At 58.4% G+C, this 16,513-nt stretch carries 21 protein-coding genes; 7 read left to right on the top strand and 14 right to left on the bottom strand.

The genetic code is table 11. The annotated features are described in order from the left end of the window. Nucleotides 1-352: 352 nt before the first annotated feature. The 4 genes from LHFGNBLO_RS10395 to LHFGNBLO_RS10380 form a co-directional block, all read right to left on the bottom strand. Entirely contained in the window at nt 353-3,568 is a 3,216-nt protein-coding gene (locus LHFGNBLO_RS10395; RefSeq protein WP_258606591.1) for a primase-helicase family protein, read from the bottom strand. A gap of 296 nt (nt 3,569-3,864) precedes the next feature. Continuing rightward, entirely contained in the window at nt 3,865-4,131 is a 267-nt protein-coding gene (locus LHFGNBLO_RS10390) for a hypothetical protein (RefSeq protein ID WP_258606589.1), read from the bottom strand. A gap of 51 nt (nt 4,132-4,182) precedes the next feature. After that, nucleotides 4,183-4,548, bottom strand: a complete 366-nt coding sequence (locus LHFGNBLO_RS10385; RefSeq protein ID WP_258606587.1) for a hypothetical protein — start codon at nt 4,546-4,548, stop codon at nt 4,183-4,185. Continuing rightward, entirely contained in the window at nt 4,545-4,961 is a 417-nt protein-coding gene (locus LHFGNBLO_RS10380; RefSeq protein ID WP_258606585.1) for a hypothetical protein, read from the bottom strand. Before LHFGNBLO_RS10380 ends, LHFGNBLO_RS10385 begins: the two co-directional genes overlap by 4 nt. Before the next feature lie 307 nt (nt 4,962-5,268). Between LHFGNBLO_RS10380 and LHFGNBLO_RS10375 the strand changes: the two genes are divergently transcribed. Next, nucleotides 5,269-7,143 carry a DUF4209 domain-containing protein gene (locus tag LHFGNBLO_RS10375; RefSeq protein ID WP_258606584.1) on the top strand — a complete coding sequence of 625 codons (1,875 nt, stop codon included), beginning with the start codon at nt 5,269-5,271 and terminating at the stop codon, nt 7,141-7,143. A 706-nt stretch (nt 7,144-7,849) separates the two neighbouring features. Here LHFGNBLO_RS10375 and LHFGNBLO_RS10370 read toward each other — a convergent pair. Next, nucleotides 7,850-8,236 carry a hypothetical protein gene (locus tag LHFGNBLO_RS10370; RefSeq protein WP_258606582.1) on the bottom strand — a complete coding sequence of 129 codons (387 nt, stop codon included), beginning with the start codon at nt 8,234-8,236 and terminating at the stop codon, nt 7,850-7,852. Between the two features lie 24 nt (nt 8,237-8,260). Beyond that, on the bottom strand, nt 8,261-8,428 hold the full coding sequence (locus tag LHFGNBLO_RS10365) for a hypothetical protein (protein WP_258606580.1): 168 nt from the start codon (nt 8,426-8,428) through the stop codon (nt 8,261-8,263). Nucleotides 8,429-9,212: 784 nt separating this feature from the next. Here LHFGNBLO_RS10365 and LHFGNBLO_RS10360 point away from each other — a divergent pair. Genes LHFGNBLO_RS10360 through LHFGNBLO_RS10350 form a run of 3 tightly spaced genes read left to right on the top strand, consistent with a single transcriptional unit; the run spans nt 9,213 to nt 9,875 of the window. After that, nucleotides 9,213-9,380 carry a hypothetical protein gene (locus LHFGNBLO_RS10360; RefSeq protein ID WP_258606578.1) on the top strand — a complete coding sequence of 56 codons (168 nt, stop codon included), beginning with the start codon at nt 9,213-9,215 and terminating at the stop codon, nt 9,378-9,380. Next, a complete protein-coding gene (locus LHFGNBLO_RS10355) occupies nt 9,377-9,559 on the top strand; it encodes a hypothetical protein (RefSeq protein WP_258606577.1) in 183 nt (60 codons plus the stop codon). Before LHFGNBLO_RS10360 ends, LHFGNBLO_RS10355 begins: the two co-directional genes overlap by 4 nt. Before the next feature lie 31 nt (nt 9,560-9,590). Continuing rightward, entirely contained in the window at nt 9,591-9,875 is a 285-nt protein-coding gene (locus LHFGNBLO_RS10350) for a DUF1330 domain-containing protein (RefSeq protein ID WP_258606575.1), read from the top strand. A gap of 5 nt (nt 9,876-9,880) precedes the next feature. Here the strand turns inward: LHFGNBLO_RS10350 and LHFGNBLO_RS10345 are convergent, their stop codons facing one another. From LHFGNBLO_RS10345 to LHFGNBLO_RS10320, 6 genes are all read right to left on the bottom strand, one after another. Next, nucleotides 9,881-10,048, bottom strand: a complete 168-nt coding sequence (locus LHFGNBLO_RS10345) for a hypothetical protein (protein ID WP_258606574.1) — start codon at nt 10,046-10,048, stop codon at nt 9,881-9,883. Further along, entirely contained in the window at nt 10,045-10,272 is a 228-nt protein-coding gene (locus LHFGNBLO_RS10340; protein ID WP_258606572.1) for a hypothetical protein, read from the bottom strand. Before LHFGNBLO_RS10340 ends, LHFGNBLO_RS10345 begins: the two co-directional genes overlap by 4 nt. A gap of 94 nt (nt 10,273-10,366) precedes the next feature. Further along, complete coding sequence (locus LHFGNBLO_RS10335; protein WP_258606571.1) at nt 10,367-10,552, bottom strand: hypothetical protein; 186 nt, start codon at nt 10,550-10,552, stop codon at nt 10,367-10,369. Nucleotides 10,553-11,938: 1,386 nt separating this feature from the next. Further along, nucleotides 11,939-12,217: a hypothetical protein gene (locus LHFGNBLO_RS10330; protein ID WP_258606570.1), complete on the bottom strand. Its 279-nt coding sequence runs from the start codon at nt 12,215-12,217 to the stop codon at nt 11,939-11,941. Next, entirely contained in the window at nt 12,214-12,447 is a 234-nt protein-coding gene (locus LHFGNBLO_RS10325; protein ID WP_258606569.1) for a hypothetical protein, read from the bottom strand. Before LHFGNBLO_RS10325 ends, LHFGNBLO_RS10330 begins: the two co-directional genes overlap by 4 nt. Continuing rightward, the gene (locus LHFGNBLO_RS10320; RefSeq protein WP_258606568.1) at nt 12,444-13,232 is read right to left on the bottom strand and encodes a hypothetical protein; all 789 of its coding nucleotides are present in this window, start codon (nt 13,230-13,232) and stop codon (nt 12,444-12,446) included. The genes LHFGNBLO_RS10325 and LHFGNBLO_RS10320 overlap by 4 nt, the downstream gene beginning before the upstream one ends. A 132-nt stretch (nt 13,233-13,364) precedes the next feature. Between LHFGNBLO_RS10320 and LHFGNBLO_RS10315 the strand changes: the two genes are divergently transcribed. Further along, entirely contained in the window at nt 13,365-13,499 is a 135-nt protein-coding gene (locus LHFGNBLO_RS10315) for a hypothetical protein (protein WP_258606566.1), read from the top strand. A gap of 3 nt (nt 13,500-13,502) precedes the next feature. On the opposite strand, the gene LHFGNBLO_RS10310 is transcribed toward LHFGNBLO_RS10315, so the two are convergent. Then, the gene (locus tag LHFGNBLO_RS10310; protein ID WP_258606565.1) at nt 13,503-14,402 is read right to left on the bottom strand and encodes a hypothetical protein; all 900 of its coding nucleotides are present in this window, start codon (nt 14,400-14,402) and stop codon (nt 13,503-13,505) included. A gap of 166 nt (nt 14,403-14,568) precedes the next feature. On the opposite strand from LHFGNBLO_RS10310, the gene LHFGNBLO_RS10305 reads away from it, so the two are divergent. Continuing rightward, on the top strand, nt 14,569-14,835 hold the full coding sequence (locus LHFGNBLO_RS10305; RefSeq protein ID WP_258606563.1) for a hypothetical protein: 267 nt from the start codon (nt 14,569-14,571) through the stop codon (nt 14,833-14,835). 540 nt (nt 14,836-15,375) lie between these two features. Further along, a complete protein-coding gene (locus tag LHFGNBLO_RS10300) occupies nt 15,376-15,693 on the top strand; it encodes a hypothetical protein (RefSeq protein WP_258606562.1) in 318 nt (105 codons plus the stop codon). Nucleotides 15,694-15,856: 163 nt separating this feature from the next. Here LHFGNBLO_RS10300 and LHFGNBLO_RS10295 read toward each other — a convergent pair whose 3' ends face one another. Further along, nucleotides 15,857-16,513, bottom strand: a complete 657-nt coding sequence (locus tag LHFGNBLO_RS10295) for a hypothetical protein (protein WP_258606560.1) — start codon at nt 16,511-16,513, stop codon at nt 15,857-15,859.

The raw sequence follows: 16,513 nt of genomic DNA, 5'->3' as shown, positions 1-16,513 counted from the left end.
CATCTCAGCTCAACTCTGTGATGCGAACGCGAGCTAAAAGTTCGATAACGGATGAGCGCAGATTTTTCTGGACTCATCCGTGTCGCCATGGTGCTGGCGAGCGAGGCGGGCGGCATGGCTTTGTGGTCGAATGGTTTTCAGATTGAGTGCAGAAATTTCTACAGCGTGACTCCGTGGACTCCACGGACTCCAGGGTGTTTTGAAGTCATGCGGAGAAAAAGAATTTTCTAGGTCTCCCTCACCGGCTGCAGCGGCCGAATGCCCTTGCAGGCGTGGGTGCAAAATTTCGATTCCTGTAAGAGACCGCGGTTCATCGTGGAGTCCATGGGGTCCATGGAGTCGCCCGTCACGCTCACCGCCTGAAGAACGCGTTGATGAAGTCGTCGGCATTGGTCTCAACCCGAACGCGCTCATCCGGGTTGTTCCTGTCAACCACACGGATGAAGTCCTTCTCATCCTCGGTCGTTTCAGGATTGAGCGGAGTCCATTCCCGCTCGTAGGCGGTGATCATTTCCGGAAGCGGAGGCAACACGTAGTCCCGCCCTACACGTCCCGGCCGAGTGTCATCGATCTCCGCTTCGGTTCCCTTGAACTTGCTGACGAAGAACTTGCCGATCGTGCCTGGATCGGCAGGTCCGTCGTAAGGCTTCACTGCTGACCGATAGCTCTCGCGCACCATCTCCTTGGTGACCCTGATGGACTCTGTCAGCCACTTCTCGGCGGTGCGTTCGTCCAGAAGGTCAACGCCATCGCCCCCGGTAAAAGAGCCGGAGAGAAGTACGCCGCGAATCCACCGCTCATCGGCCGGGAGAGCGTTGATGATTTGATCAGCCAGTGCTGCCGTCTTCGGCGGATTGCGAAGGTCCACGGTGATGTCGAGATTGAGAAGATCGTGCAGCATGGCCGGAGCCGTCTCGCCGCCGTAAATTTCCGCCGCCAAAGTGTCGAAGTACGCCTTGTCTCCGATCCGAGCATCGCTCACGACGGTCGCTGCATAGCGGCGTTCGTCGGGCGTGGCGCGCACGACGCTCTTTGCATTGGAAATGATGATGAAACGCCGAAAGTCCCTCATCGGCACGGGATCGGCAAACTTGTTCTCCAGCAACATGGTGTCGCTGGTGATCTGGTCCTTCAAGGAACTGTCCGCCTCCTTGTCACCGCCCCACGAGCTTTCCTCCCCGATCACGAGCATCTTCCCGGCCATCTGGCCATTGAAGTTGCCGGTGAGGTGCTTGCGGTTGCTCACCTTCACACTATGGCGCAGCCCAAGGATTTGCTGGAGGGGAACGGTGAAGATGCTCTTGCCGGTGCCCTTCAAACCGCGAACCATCAAAGCCGTGCCTGGCTTCGTCTCTGGGTTCTGGAACAGGTCCGCCATCCATGTCATGTAGAACCGGAACAGGCGCATGTCGCCGTTGCATACGATGTGGAAGACGTGGCGCTGGTAGGCCATCCAGTCGCTCATTCCCGGTTCGATCGCGAGACCCTTGTACAGGTTGTAGTGTTCGCTCGGCGTGGGATCGATCGCACCGTGCCGATAGGGGTTGAAGACGACATCGGTGCGGTAGTCCCGGAGATGCGACTTCCGCCACAATGGGAACAGTGGTTCCATGTCGGAATTGGTGCCCACTTCCCAAGGCGCGAAGACCGTCTCGGCAGCGCGGATGGTCTTCCACCCGTCCTGCTCCTCGCGCTTCTGAACGATCATCACATCCGTCCCGCGTTCGACGATGGCGATCTCCTTGTTCATCGCCTCGATGCCAGCTTCCACAGTTTCGAAATGATAGGGCGATCTGGCCTTACCTTTTGCCTGCTTCGTGCGAAGATTCCGATAGTCCTCCCGCAAGCGCCCGATAGGCGTCCCGGTCAGCTTCTTGACCTCGGCAAGCACCCGCTCCGCCTCACGCTCACTGACGGCAACCAACTTCTTCAAGAGCGTCTGAACCTCTTCGTCAGGCGTCAGCTTGGTCATCTTTTCGGCGATCTCGAAGGCTTCGGCCAAGATCTCGGCCTGAGCCTGCTTTGCCGCCTCATCCGCCTCCAGCCGCTCCCTGATGAACTCCCGTGCGTTCTCTACCTCGGCAGCGAGATAGGAGTCGGACATGTACCTATCGATGTCGCTCTGCTCTCGACCGGGACCGCGTTCCGCCTTCTCAATCGACTGCCGGAGCCGCTGCACTATCGGACCAACTTCCGCGTCTGGTCCCTCGGTCGCGAAGTAGGAACAGAGCACTCGGAAACTCGGGTCGTGGTATCCAAGCTGGCCCGACCCATCGCCGAGCAGAGACAGGAAGAACTCGACACCACTGCCATCGGCAACATATGCCTCACCGGAAAAGTCATACGACAGCGCAATACCGCGCGCCTTTGCGATCTTCGCAATCGGCCGCTCCTCGGGCATGACGATCGGCAGTTCAAACAGCTTGCCGCCGTAGATACGGGAGAAGAACTCACCGCCCTTTGGATGGCGCGGGCTGTTGAAGAAACGCGTGATGTCCTTCGCGTTGTGGTCATAGTGGAAACCATGCGTCTCGCAGAATGCCTCGTAGGACGCCTTCCACACAGCGTTTGCACGTTCGCGGCTCTCAAACTGAGAGGTATCGAAAGCGGGCTTCAAGGGAATGATGACGCGGAACTTGTGCGTCCTCCCATCCTTCAAATGGCGATAACTGGAATACGTGCCGAAGGTGATGCCGAGCGCCCGCAACTTGGCCGCAGCTTCTTCTTCCGTCTGCCCGCCATCGAAGTCGAGACCGAGATATCCAACCGTCACGACGTTGCGAATCTTGCGTCGCGGCTTGCCGGTCTCAATATCTGTATCGAGAACGGCTCCGACGATGCCAGGACCCTCCTTCTTGTCACTCGCCAAGTGGTTGGCAATATGGCTATAGAGGCCGTGCACGTTGGCGAAGACGTTGATGGCCTTCTTCTTGAACTGATCATGCATCTTCGACGCGGCAAGCGGGTGCTCCAGAACACCGGGAGGGAAGTCGCCGGCGGAATTCCAATGATCGGGGACATCTGCATCCAACCCTGCCTCATCAGCGGAGCCCTCCAGCATCGCGTCGATCACTTGCTCGACTGTGCAGCGCCGAACCTGTGACCCTGCCTCCAGCGACCACCTACGCCCCGGCAATGGCACCTCCGGCGAAAGCTCTGGGTATTCGGCTGCAAGGTCGGAAATGAGCCGATCGACTTCGGCCGTCTCACCGTCCACGTGGACCACGAGAACAGGTCCGGCGGTTTCGCCGCGTGGCTGAAGGACAACGCCAAGGGACTTCACGCGATCGGGGATTGCCTGTCCTGGCGCAAACCAGAATGCAAGGGCAGCCGGACAGTAGACCCGGTCATGTGAAAGCGCGACGATATCGTGATCCCCGGCTTCAGCGAAAAAGGTGTCGATCTCGCCCACGTCGGGCACATGGACATCAAGCGTCGTGCCATCGGCGTTTGCATCGGCCCCGTCCTTCGACAGGGAAAGGAGACCGTCATAATTGGGATAGACCGTGGCGAGGAATTCGCTAGCCGTGATTGTGGTCGTATCAGCCGAAAGGTTGGGCTCAGACATAGAAATACTCCGAAGGCGCGCGCGGTCGATCACCGCGCTTGCGCACGTTGGTGTTGCCGCTGGTTTTCGGAGGAGGTGAACGTGACCGTCGAAAACGTGCGGGGCTATTGTCGAACTCGACGCCCCGCGCCTTGGTGAACTTGCCCGGCCGCTAGGCGGTAGCCATTGCAGCCGGGCATTTCGACGGCGTTCACACCTGACACATAGTCGCGTGTTCGGATCGAAACAACGGTTGAGTTAGAAACGCAGCGGGCGATTTGGCATCTAAGTATTTGAAATTGTTGCGGAAAAGTGAGTTAGAAACGCTCTTGCTCCAATTTCTCTAAGCCCTTGAATTCCTTCAGAATTCGCGTTCCTAACCGATGGCTATGGGTTCCATAGGGATCGGCTCCCAGAGATACAGAAAACTCTTCCTGCTCCCCTAGCGGCTTTTCAAAATCATAATTGCCGACCAGCACCACGCCGATCTTGTCGCCGTAGTGGAAGAAGAAGTGTGCTCGGGCCGTATGGTTGTGATCATCGCGGCGGCGGATGTAATCGCCGGCACAGAATGGCTTGCGCACGACGGCGTACGCAGAATCTTGCCAAAACGGGTCTGCATGATGTCGCGACCACTAGCCATTGGCCTCCTCCTCCGGAGCGTCCATTTGCATCGCGAACATTTCGCTTTCGAGGTTCTTGTGACGTAGGACTGCATCGACAAAAACTCGTGCGTCTTTGAGTTGGTCAACGCACTCGGCAAGCGTGACACCAGTCGCCGATAGCTCGAAATCTCCGAATCCGCCCATGCGCCAACGGATTTCCAGCACCACGATGTACCCACCGTCAGACACTCGGATTGCTGCGCACAACACGCGGAGGAATCCGACGCGGTTGCCAAGGATGGCGGCGGCCTTGTCGACGGTATCGCCTAACGGCAGCGCGAACCGCAGTCTCCGTTTGTGCGAGTGTTGCGTCGGTCTCCATTCCTGAGAAATCACTGGAATGCCCCCGCTCGGTTGCTCACCAGTCCAGAAGCGACCTTCGACGCTTCGACGACGCCAATCTTGGTCATGATCGCAACGGCCTTCGATTGCTCAGCTATCGCGGTCGCGATAGCACTAGGAGTCAGGGCTGCGAAGGCCGCTTGTAGTGTCGGGCGCGTTAGGGCGATCGAGACCTCGCGGGCCTCCTTGTATTGCGCGGCATATTCATTGTGCTCGATCGTGAAGGTGGCAGTGTACGCCGTTTCCAAAATGCGGATCGAGGCAAGCTTAATGCGGACCACGGCATCAATATCGCGATCGAGAAGCGCGTTCTCGGCTGCGGTCGCAACGCGACCAAAGGGCATCCGGAGTGCCAGGGCGATCGACTGCTCTGGCGAAAAGCTAATAGCATCCAAGTGCATGTTCATTCTTTCTGTCCATGCCCGCGACGGCTGCGCAGAAGCGGCCCGTGGGGCAGTTGATGTTTCGATGTGGAAAGGAAGCGACCCCGTCGCTGCGCGAATGGCCACCGACCATCGCAGGGGCACGACATCAAGGAGCGCCTTGGCGCTTGTCGTGCTATCCGCCGTGCCTTTAGGGCTCTGGCTGGAATTGGCATTATAAGGCCGAATTGGTTGCCGACCTACGAATTTCTTTGGCGGCTCAAATATAAGCCTCCGCACAACAGGTGTGCTAACACGGTAGGTGAAAACAGCGTAAGAAGGGCCCTGCTCAATGACTGATAACGAAAGCGCCGAGAAAAGAGAAATTCCCGGCGTTACTTTTGTGGTCTCGCTAGATGCATTTCAGCGCGAGGCTGTGAAAAACGCGATCGCTGCAACCGCCGTGGTGGACAGTAGCGACATCTATGCTCGCATTCGTGAGGCGATTGCCGCCGTCAAGGCAGCCGGGGATGCTGATAGCGAACAAGCGCTAGAGGTGCTTGGACAAATTGCAAACTACCATTTCGAACCAAATGATCGTGCCGAGCCGTTTCGTCCTATGGCGATCATGGACGGTCGCCGCTCACTTATCCCGACCGACCTGCTATCCGATCAGATCGGCGTACTGGTGAAGCTGGTGCCCGAGATTGGTCACCATGCACTTCGGGCAAGAGTCGCTGATGTGTGTTGGTTGCTAAACAAGAAGGATGCGATCTCAGGTTTGCAGGCCGTCTCATCGTATGTCGAGTGCATCAAGTTGGTTCTGGACGGAGAAGCCAAATTCGACTTCGATGAAACCAATCCCGCTAGTGTGCCGGCTGCTGAGTATTTGAAGCGGGCAACAATTGTTGCACGATCAATGGGATGGAAGCGAAGTGAATTCGACCCGTTGCGACAGATCATTGCTGACGTGTCGCAACGTGCGCTGGATACCGATGACGGATGGGGCTTCATTCAGATTGGCCCTATCAATTTGAGCAACCAAGTTTGGGAGTTTGCACGGACAGCACAGGCCGCTGAGATTTTGGCGGCAAGTGCCAAGCTCGGAGCTGATCATCCCGCCCGCCGCTCGCTGTGGGAACTTGCAGGGCAAGCCTATCTGCGTGCCAAAGACGTGGAAAACAGCAATCGTTGTTTGGTCGAAGCAGCCGAGACATACGTTGGAGATGCCGAGGCGCGTCCGGATTCCGCCGCCGTGCAGGTACATTTCCTCAACGATGCGATTCAAGCATTAAGACCCATACCGGGGACCGCCGATCGGCGGCGAGCTTTGCAGGACCGGTTAAATGCGATTCAGCCTCGGATAATGGACGAAATGTCCAGCTTCTCGCACAAAACGAATATCACTGACCTTGTGGAGGCGGCCGAAGCTGAGGTGCGCGGCAAACCGCTCGCACAAGTCATTCGTGCATTGCTTATGTGCGCGAAATCGCCCGACCCTGACGAACTGCGAGATGAGGCTTTAAAGGCAAGCCACGGGACGCTTGCGGCTTTATTCTCAACGACCGTGAGCGATCATCAAGGCCGAACCCGCTTCATAGCGCCCGGTCTCGACCTTGGCGGCCCGCCTGACGAAAATCAGGTCCGGTTCATGATCAATCGGCGTGACCACATTCGCCGCAGCCTTGTCGTATCGGGGAAGATCAATCCGATTCGGCGCATCCTTTGGGAGGAGCACTCCGTTTCCGTGGACGCGTTGTTGCCGCTTATGCGGGCAAGTCCCTTCGTGCCACCTCACCACGAGCATATCTTTGCAATCGGTGCAGCCAAGTTCATTGGTGGCGACGAACTTGAAGCCGCGCATCTAATCCTGCCGCAACTGGAAAACTCACTTCGCCACATCCTCAGTTTGTCCGGTGTCGAAACCAATCGCATCAATCAGGACGGCACACAGGAAGAGGCAATGCTTAGCCGTCTACTGAGTGACTTCCGGGAGCCTCTTCTACAGATCATGCCGGCCGCCATCATTCAGGAGATTGATCTCCTCTTCAATTTTCGAGGCGGACCATCGATACGCCATGAACTCGCCCACGGGAAAATGTCCGATGGCGAATTCTGGAGCCTGGACGTGACCTATTCGATATGGCTGGTTCTGCACATCGTCATTTTGCCAACGTTGACTTTATGGGATGATGTCGCGGCTGAGATGACGCGTCGTGGTCGATAATGTTGGTTCTCACGGCCCACCTTGCTCTGGTTTTTGCTCTGGCAAATGCACTGGTGGACTGGCTAAGTGGTTGAAATTACATAAGTGAACAATGCCGATGGCGGCCTCCCTCTCCGCCAAAGCCACCTGACAATCACTTGAAACTTAAGAGAATTTTGACTAGCGCGTTGGCTGTCCCCACTTCCTTCCCCGCTTAGACTGTTTGCCGGCCTGCAGTTCGGGCGCGGGAGGAGCCGGATTTGATGCCGGCTCCCCTGTTCGTACATCTAGGCAACAAAGTCTGGTTTAGGCGCCCTCGTCGGGTCTAGGGCTTTCGCTTCAAAATGTGAGCTTCCCGCACAAGGGAGGCCCAATTCTGCGCCCCAATTAAGGCGATAAGCTCGCGGGCTTGATCTTCCGTTATGCCGGTGTCTTCCACCAGACGGCGCACTACAAGGCTATTGTCCGCTTGCGACTTGCCTCGCTCGTCAACCATTTTACATCCCCTAGATTCGACCGAACGGGCGGGGTAGAAAATGGTTCCGGCGCAACCCAGCCCTAGGCGGCTGCACCGGGCCTGTCCCATTCCATCGAATGAAGCCGCTGCGAGATATGGTAGACTAAGCGAGAACGGCGTATGCTCTCTTGCCAGCCGGCAACCCATTTGCCGGTTAGGCCCGGTGGTCAAAACCCCAGCCCCCCGCTCTTGGCCGCTGGGCCGCTGCTGTCATTGCCTTCGCTTGAACTTGTCCGCTTCGGCGATGTAGCGCGTGAAGGCCGCTTCGACCCCGGCGACAGCCTCATCCTTGCTATCGACCGTTCCCCGGGCGCCGCCAGTATGCACCGTCCAGAACCATGTGCCGGCGGTCGGGCCGTGCATGGTCCTCATGATGCGTCCGACTTTGTCCTGCTGGAATGTCGCGGCGAAGTCGAACGGCGCCGTCTGGCCTCCGATGATGGTTCGCGCCCAGGCAAGCCAGACGCGGGCGCCTCGGCCATGAACGAACTTAAAGGCCTCGGCCTGCTTTTCGAACGTCTGGAGAATTGTGCTGCCGTCCACCACTTGGAAGCCGCGCTGATAGGCAAAGCGGACGGTGAGGCGATCGGCTGGCATCGCCCCGATATAGTGCGGCGCCCGTCAGCCCGCCAAGCCGTGGTCGTGGTAATGAACGATAGCGTCGAGAATCGCTTCATAGGCGCTGCCGTTGTCTTCGGTGATTTCGTTGCCGCTGATCCCCTGCTTTTCGGCATCGCGAAACAGCTTTTCAGTCGCCTTGGCCACCGAGATTATATCGGCACCGGCCATGGTCGGCACGTTGTCGGTAAGCCACTACAGCGCGCGTTTGTCTCAAATTGATCTCGATCAAATTCATACCCGTCGATGCATGTAAATTCGCATCCCATGACCGAAGTCGTTACGGATCTCCTCCAGGCGTGCAATGCGGAGAGGACCAAGGGCGCGGATTTCCCAACGATTTGGAAGAACGTGCTAAACGGCCATCCTTGCGTGAAAGGCTTGCCAATCCAAGACCGGGGCGAGGACGGGCCCATCTTGAGGATTCCCCTGACCACCGGTCAATTCCTCCTCTTCCTGGGCTCTCACTTTTCTCTCTTGTAGAGGGCAATCGCAGAGCCTCACCAGCGCGCGTTCTCGCCGGCCGCTGTCCAACGCCGGCTCGGTTTCGGGAGAGAGCGAGGGGCCTAGAGTTTTCCGGAGGCGGGCCGCTTTTAGGGGAAGCCCTTGAATAAAATTCGAATGAGCGCCCTACGGCAAACACTCAAAAGGTTCAAAAGGATCTGCCTCTGCAAAGCCTTCTGCTCGCGGCCCCACTGTTACCCAGCTGTTTTCAGTGAGAGCGCCGTCTGTTTCCCGTCTGTTTTGAGACGCGCATTTAAATAGCCTCAAGCTGTTGGTTTAGATGGGGATTCTTGAGTTAACTCCCCCTCGCGCGCGCCCGCGCGTATTGGTCGCGAAATGCCGCCGAAGGTAGGGGGCGCCGGCACTTGACGGAGAGTGGGTATGACGTATCGCGTCGGCACCAATATCCCCGATAGACCAACGACACCGCAAGGCGCATAGTTCGTTCATCATGTCGCTGCCTGAGCGCACCGATCTAGCGAACGACAATGGCACACCTGAAGACCATCTGGCGGCAGCTACTGCTGCCCTTTTCGCTTCGCTCAAGGAGTTGGACGCTTCCATTGAAGTGCTTGCCAGCAAGATCAAACCGCTTGCTGAGGGAGCGTCGCAGCGATGACCTACACGGTGGTTTGGTACGGGAAACAGGGCATCGTTGAAAAGACGCCCTTCGATACCGAGAAAGCGGCAAAGGACCACGCGCTGTCGACCTTTCCAGATCGAAAGTCCGGTATCGTAGCGGTGGAAGTTCGCAAAGACGACGGCACGGTTGTATTCAGCAAAGCAGGTGGCAGCTAAAGCCCAAAATCACGCTGGCGGGGAGCGAGCAATGCCCAAGACATACATCGTCGCGAGTATCAACGTCACCGATCCAGACGGTTTTGAAGAATACAAGAACGCGGCAGTGAAAGTTAGGAAGGAGGCCGGCGGCACGTTGCTGGTGAACGGCGGCCGGACTGAAGCCATCGAAGGCGCGTTCCATAACCGCATCGTGGTTATTGAGTTCGAGAGCATCGAAGCGGCACGCGCGGCGGCAGCGGGTTACTTAGCCTTGCGGCATACGCGCGGCACTTCGGCCCCGGATTATGATTCAGTTATCGTCGAAGGCGTATAACTCTTCTAGCGCCATTTCGGCCTCGGCCTGATTTCTTCGATCCGAGCGCCCTTGCCGATCGCTTCCACCATCGCTTCTGCCTCGGCTTTGTCCTTTGTAGTCAGGACATCACGCCACATCGGCTTTTCGAACACGCTCACGACGTAGGTTGTCACCGGCGGTTTGTCCGTCATTCCGTTGCCTTCCTGTAGGCATTCGGCGTGCTGTCCGGCGAGTAGATCAGCCCGACCGATTTGCCGCCGCACATGGCACATTTCAGTGTCGGAATGAGGTCGTCGGCCGTTGCCGGAGCATCTGGGCCGAACCGATCGCACAGCTTCACCAGGTCGAGCTTCTGGCTATGGTGGCAGGACGCATGGTGGCAGTGCGCCGTCACCGCCATCTTCGCATCGATCAAGCTTTGGAACGTCCAGCCCTTGCCCACGCGATCGATATAGCGTGGCGTCGGTCAGTCGGCCGAGCCAGCGTCGTGATAATGAACGATAGCTAGCCTAGCCTCCTGTCTGCAGGCCCAACAGCTTGGAGTCGCGTTCAACAGCTATCCGGCGCTCCCTGTCGTAGGCGTCATCGGTCTGCTCGCTGAAATATTCATGCTCCTGACGCATCCGATCAGCGCTCGCCTCTTTGCGCCCGCAGAGCCGATCGTAGACCTGACGGATCTTGGCAAATATGCTCATTAGCCCAACTCCTTGTCCTCTACCTTGCGCAGCTTCGGCTCAGATATAGCACCGATTTTGACATTCCGCACGAATCGGCGTGCGCTTCTACCGATTTGAAGGATGCCGGGGATCGAGGTCGGGTGCGGTCTAGGGGTGGGACGCGATCGAAGAGATTCGGCGCCTCTATCGCTAGTGTACGGGAACCTTTGCTGCAGTCGCGGTGTTCGGTCCACCATGACAAAGCTTTCAGACCTTGGACCGCCCGATTTTCCCAAACCACACGGGGCAAACGGGCACGATCATTTCCACACGTGTGCAGTCTGCGGCCAGCAAGTTGATCAACGCGACATCCGGCAAGTGATGTGGCACGAACAGCCGGATCACGAGCCGCTGGACCTTGACCAGTAACCAAAAAAAGCCCGCCAATGGGAAGGCGGGCAATTGGTATGGAGTAGCCAGATGCACCCTGGCGGCACATCAACGGCCGAATACGAGTTTTTTGCTAGCAAAGCGCCCGCCGCTCCCCAGGGGTCCAGTGAGCGACGGGCTGTTGCCTGCGAGCGCGGAACTGTAACTTGAACTTGGCCGCGATGGGCAGCATGCGGGTGCACGGTAAATGAAACATTAAAAAGCCCGCCGGCAGGAGCCAGCGGGAGGATCTGGAGTCGCCAGATTGGTCTGGCAGATCGAGAACGTTCAGACTCGGCTTTTGTTTCAGGAGTTGCTAAAGTACGGAACGTCCCATGGACATTGGCGGAACCGAACGGGGCCGATTTAGCCCTTTGCATTACGCTCTAAGACCTTGGCCTACCACTTAGGTAGGAGCCTTGCAAAGCGCGCGTTTTGCGTCGGCACCGCGCTACGGCGGCGCGGTTTCGGGAGAGAGCAAGGGGCTTAGAGTTTTCAGCAGGCGGACGTCCTGGCGACTAGGACTTTTTATCACCGTTTGGATTTGGCGCCGGTGCCTCTCGCACGTCTCGCGGTGGCGGATCGACATGTTGAGGCTCTGGCGATGCTTCCTTGTCGGGACGACGGACAGGGGTCTTCTTCGGGTCGGGCCTCGGTGGCGGTTCTTTGATCTTGGTTGGCATATCCCGTTAACCTGGATCGCCGGTCTCTTGTTCCCATGGATGGTGCTCATAGGCGAAAATGATTGCCATCTCGCTGATAGCCCCCGCCAAATGAAAAAGCCCGCTGCCAGGGAAAGCAGCGGGCGCTAAATTCGGGAGGAGATCGGGCAGCCCCTTTGCCCGCAAAACAACGGTACGCCTCGCTTAGCTGGATAATAAGCTCGCACCGGTTGAAGCTCTGCATATTCAAGCTGCGTGACTTTTCTGCAACAAGATAAAGAAGGCCCGCCACCGTGGGGGCAGCGGGCTTCAAGTGGCAATGTTTTGCACTTGATCAGAAATGGCCGTGCCAGCGCTGCCCCTCCTGTGGCACGTCCGGGTTGTTGGTCCAGGCGCAGGACTCACTTTCCGGCAGTTCCGCGTCGTGCTGCTCTTCGAGGTCGCAGTCGTCTTCCTCGCGGTCGTCGGTGCAGCAGACTTCGCGACCGCCAGCCAGCCAGGGTTCCAGATCCGGGTCGCCGTCCACAAAGTCGAGCAGGGAAATCAGGCGTTCAATCTCATCTTTGATTGAGCGGCGGACGGTCGGGTCCGAAAGGAGAGCGAGCGCGTTCACAGCCTCGCCCCCTTGATGCCTTCGTGGCTTTCGAGCGCATCAGTCACCGGCCCGAGAAGTTCGCGCGCTATGGTCAGAGCGTCTTCGATGCTCCCTGCCAGATTGGCGTCACCGCCGTTCTGAATGCTCCAGGCGGTTGCCTCGCAGACCTGCATTATTGCCGCCGCCTGAATGCAGCAAGCCATGATCTGGTCGGCGGTCATTTCCCTATGGTCGATAAGGCGGCTCATGATGCACCGCCTTCCGTCGCCATGCGGAGAACCGAGCCCGCGAAGTCAGAGCCCCACGTCAGCGCGCCGGGATAGGACATATTCCAGAGTGCATCGGCGAAGCGCCCCCAAGCGGCCAGCGCTTGCGCCTTGATCATGACGCCAGCCATGCCCGTCGCCGGCAGGGCCACGGCTTCGCTCACCAGATCGCCGAGATTGCGCATCGCAATTTCGCGCGCCGTCTTCGCCGCCTTGTAGCCGGATTGCTTCATGATCCGCGCACGGCGCGTTTCGTGGCGTTTAGCGATGGGTTGAAGCCGGCGGAGGCGAGCAAGCTCTTGCTCCCATTCGGCGCGACCACCGCCCCGGATGTTGCGCCTGTCGACGGTTCGTCCTCGCACGATGCGGCGCGCACGGTCGACACGCCAATCCATGTCGCGCGCCGACGCATATCTTTGATGCCGCAACGGCGCGCCGGGCTCATTGATGGCATAGCCTTGGAAGTCGCGGTCTATTTCGTCGCCTTCCCCGAGTAAGGCCGCAGGCGTCCTTGGCCAGCGCGGAGCCCAATCGGCTTCGATAGCATAGACCTTATCCCGTGCCCCGAGACAGGCGGCCTCCAGAGCGTGGAGACTATCGCCGAGTTCGATTAGGCGCGGGTTTTCGGCAGACATGGGATTTACTGCAGCCGCAACGTTGATGGTGGCGGCGGCAGTTGAAGCGGCTGCGAGACCAAGCAGCAGGCGGCGGCGGTTGATCTCGGGCATGCCTTCGGCGGCTGCCCGAACAGGAGTGTTCGGCATCATGTGGATTGCTCCATGGTTTAGTTGCTTGCCCTCTCACAATCTCATACAATGCAGTCAATCGTCAACTACATTGTATGAGGTTCGCACACCATGGTTAGAACGGCTCCGATTTCGTTTCGTATTGAACAGGGTTTGAAAGACGCCCTGGAGCAGGCGGCGAAGGATGACATGCGGTCGGTGTCGTCGATGGTCGAGAAGATCCTGACCATGCACCTGCGGGACAAGGGCTACCTACCGAAAGGCGCGGCGGCAGGAGCGCCTGACTAGTGCTCAGTCTGCTTCTGACCCTTTAAGCCGGTCCTGCCATTCCAAGTCGGTCAGCACCTCCGCCTCGACGGTTACGTTTTCCGCGAACTCCGCAGCATGCTCAGCAAGGAGTTTTCTTGCGGCGATGACTGCAGCTTGCTTGCCATAACATTCCTCGTGATATCGCCCAACGCTCGTTCCCACATGGTTGTCGTCCCACATGATGACATCAACCACGGCGTACCAGACGCCCTTGCCGACCCTGCGCCGCCGCAAAATCTCCAGGTGCTCATCAGCCATCTGCGCGACTGCTTGGTACAACGCACCGTGTTCCGGGAACGCCGCCCCACGGGTTCGCGCTTCATAGGCAAAGCCCTTAAGGCTTGGTTCCTTCAGCTCATCAATTGCGTGCGAAATCTTCCAGAGATCTGCGGTTGCCTCGTCGAGCGCATGCCTCGCATCAAATGTGAGAGGAGGCCGCTTCACGGAGATGCCCTTAGCTGATTTCAGTCTGTCCGAACTCGTCTTTGGCCAGATGTCTGCGGCAATGCGATCAAGCTCTGCCTTACCCAAGGTCCAGCGATGTTCTTCCTCTGCCCGCTTCTTCGAGAGCCTTGGCTGAAGCGCGACAACGGTACCGTTTGAGCCCGCTGGAGTGTGGGCGGCGTTGATGATGTCGCCAGCGGATCGAGTGAGACCCCTTCGAATATCTCCCACGGCATCGAAGGTCCAATACGACCCGTGTGCGCTCAGAATGCGCTGCGCCTTGGTTCCATCAATCTCCAGGACGACAGACGCCACTTTCTGGCGCGTTCCCGCGTACTGTGGCAGCGCGTCCTTTCCAAAGACCATCCCCTCTGCAAGCCGCCGCGACAAACGCAGAGGCTCGCCATCATCAGGAAAGAGATAGTGGCGGCTGGACATTGGTCTGGTCCTCTTCCCCGGGAGTTCGATCAGACATTACAGAATTGGGGTTCCATCGCCAGCGGGTTTTCCCTTTCGGCGCTCGGGCGCGGACGGAGTGCATACAGGTGTCTTGGGGAGGAACAAACTTCGCCCTTGCGAAGTTGATATATTAGCGGAGGCTAATATGCATGCGACTGTGGCCGCAGTTTTGGCTGCCAGGAATAACGAGGCGGAGATTCTTGGGGTATTGGATCTCGCCAACAAGGCTGACGCCAAAATCGAAGCAATTCGCTTGGGTGAGGCTATCCAGTTCGTCGCCAATGCCACGGTGCTGGGATATGATGTTCATGCAGCGATGGTCTTCTATGGAGAGCCGGGAACGCCAAGCCTCAGGGCGAAAGACTGCGAGGAGCTATGGGCAAAATACGGCGCGGCGCTGCTGCGACCATGAATGGCTCCCCTAGAGTTGCCGATCGCGGCGGCGGGACGCTTTTGCCTTTAGGTCCTCTCGGCAGGGCCACGCACGGGGAAGCCGGCATCATCGAGCAACGAGATGTCGCCCGACTGCGGCCTGAATCATCCCAATGCAATCCCCAATTGGTAGACTCCGACGATGCAACGGCAGCTAGTGCCTCCGCCGGGCCAAAGGAGGGAAATGCCCGCGCGGAGGAAACGATGTCTGTGCAAAAGGAAGACTATCGAACGAACAGGGCCGACTACGCGATTGCTGCGACGCATGGCCAAGCGACCACTGATGACGGCGATCGGGCTGAACTGCTGGCAAGAAAAAAGAAGTCCCTTTGGCTGAAAGATCGGCGATCCGCCAGATTGTCCGCACACCCGGCGGAAAGTTCGCCAGGACCGAAACCCAGACCGCGCGGATAGCGCGCCCGGCATGTCAGCTATAATACCGTGGCCATAGACCGACGCCGAGACAAGGCGCATAGTTCGCGGATGTCGCTGCCTCAACGCACCGATCTAGCGAACGACGATGGCAAACGCGAAGACCATCTGGCGGCCGCTATTGCTGCCCTTCACGCTGCCGTCAAAGGGCTGGATGCACCCTTTGAATTGCTGGCCAGCACGATCGAGCGCCTGCCGAGGGAGCGTCGCAGCGATGACCTACACGGTAGTGCCGATGTCCTTCGCCATCGCGAATGCCTTGGCCTTGCTTTTGGTCGTCAGAACCGTGTGGCTTCTCGAACACGCTCATGACAGCGGCACCGCGCCCGCTGCCTGCCGTGCTGCCGAAATCAGCGCTGATATAGCCTGCCGACTTGCGATGGCCTCGCAGGTGAACCGTCCGTGACGATAGAGACCATGGGCGGCGCCTTTGGCCGTTCCACCCCGGGCGCCATGCATACGGCAGACCGTTTTTCCACGTACGGCCGGCGCCATGCACTGCACGCCGCTGCGCTTACTCCTCGCATGGCATCTCGGGGCGGCATGGGCGCTTTGCATGGGGTTATCGGTCATTTTTCTTCAGCCGCCCCGCCCCCATGGGCCACGTTGCCAACAATGGCTTGCCCGCCCTTCTCAACGTTCACGCGCTCGACAATGACGCGCTGCTCTCCCTTGCTGCGATAGCGTTTCAGGGCTTCGACCTGGGCCACAAAGGTTCTGGCGAGGCGGTTCAAGGCTCTCTCTTGTGCCTCCCTCAACTCCCACGTCTTGGCTTGGCCCATGAACATGGCTGCATTCATCGTAGCCATGTGGATGGCCGCCATCTGGACTCCGAGAGTCGCCTCGATCTGGTCCTTCGGCCGGAGCCCGCATACCATCGACAGGGCATAATTCATGTCCCCCTCACGGACCACGTTGCCGACCTGGGCGGCCTTGGCCAGTGAATCGAGAGTACCGGCAAGGAAAGTGCCGGTATCGGCGCCCACAGCTTCCGCTAGCAGCTCATAACCCAGGTCAGGGTCTGGGTGATCGACAAAGAGCGAGGCAACAAGCTTGCCGTTGGCGTCTGCCTCGCTCATCGTGACTTTGACCTTCGGAACAGGCGGCTTGCTGGCGCGGCGCTTTTTGTAGGCGACCTGTGCTGCAATTTCCCGATCGGTCGGCTCATACGGCTTCTCGACGGCCTTCGCTATTTCGCCTTTCTTGGGCATCGGGACAACAGCCAT

It is taken from the genome of Mesorhizobium sp. AR10, from assembly GCF_024746795.1.
GTDB lineage: Bacteria > Pseudomonadota > Alphaproteobacteria > Rhizobiales > Rhizobiaceae > Mesorhizobium.
The sequence above is the reverse complement of the archived record's forward strand: the minus strand, read 5'-3'. Positions and strand labels throughout refer to the sequence as shown.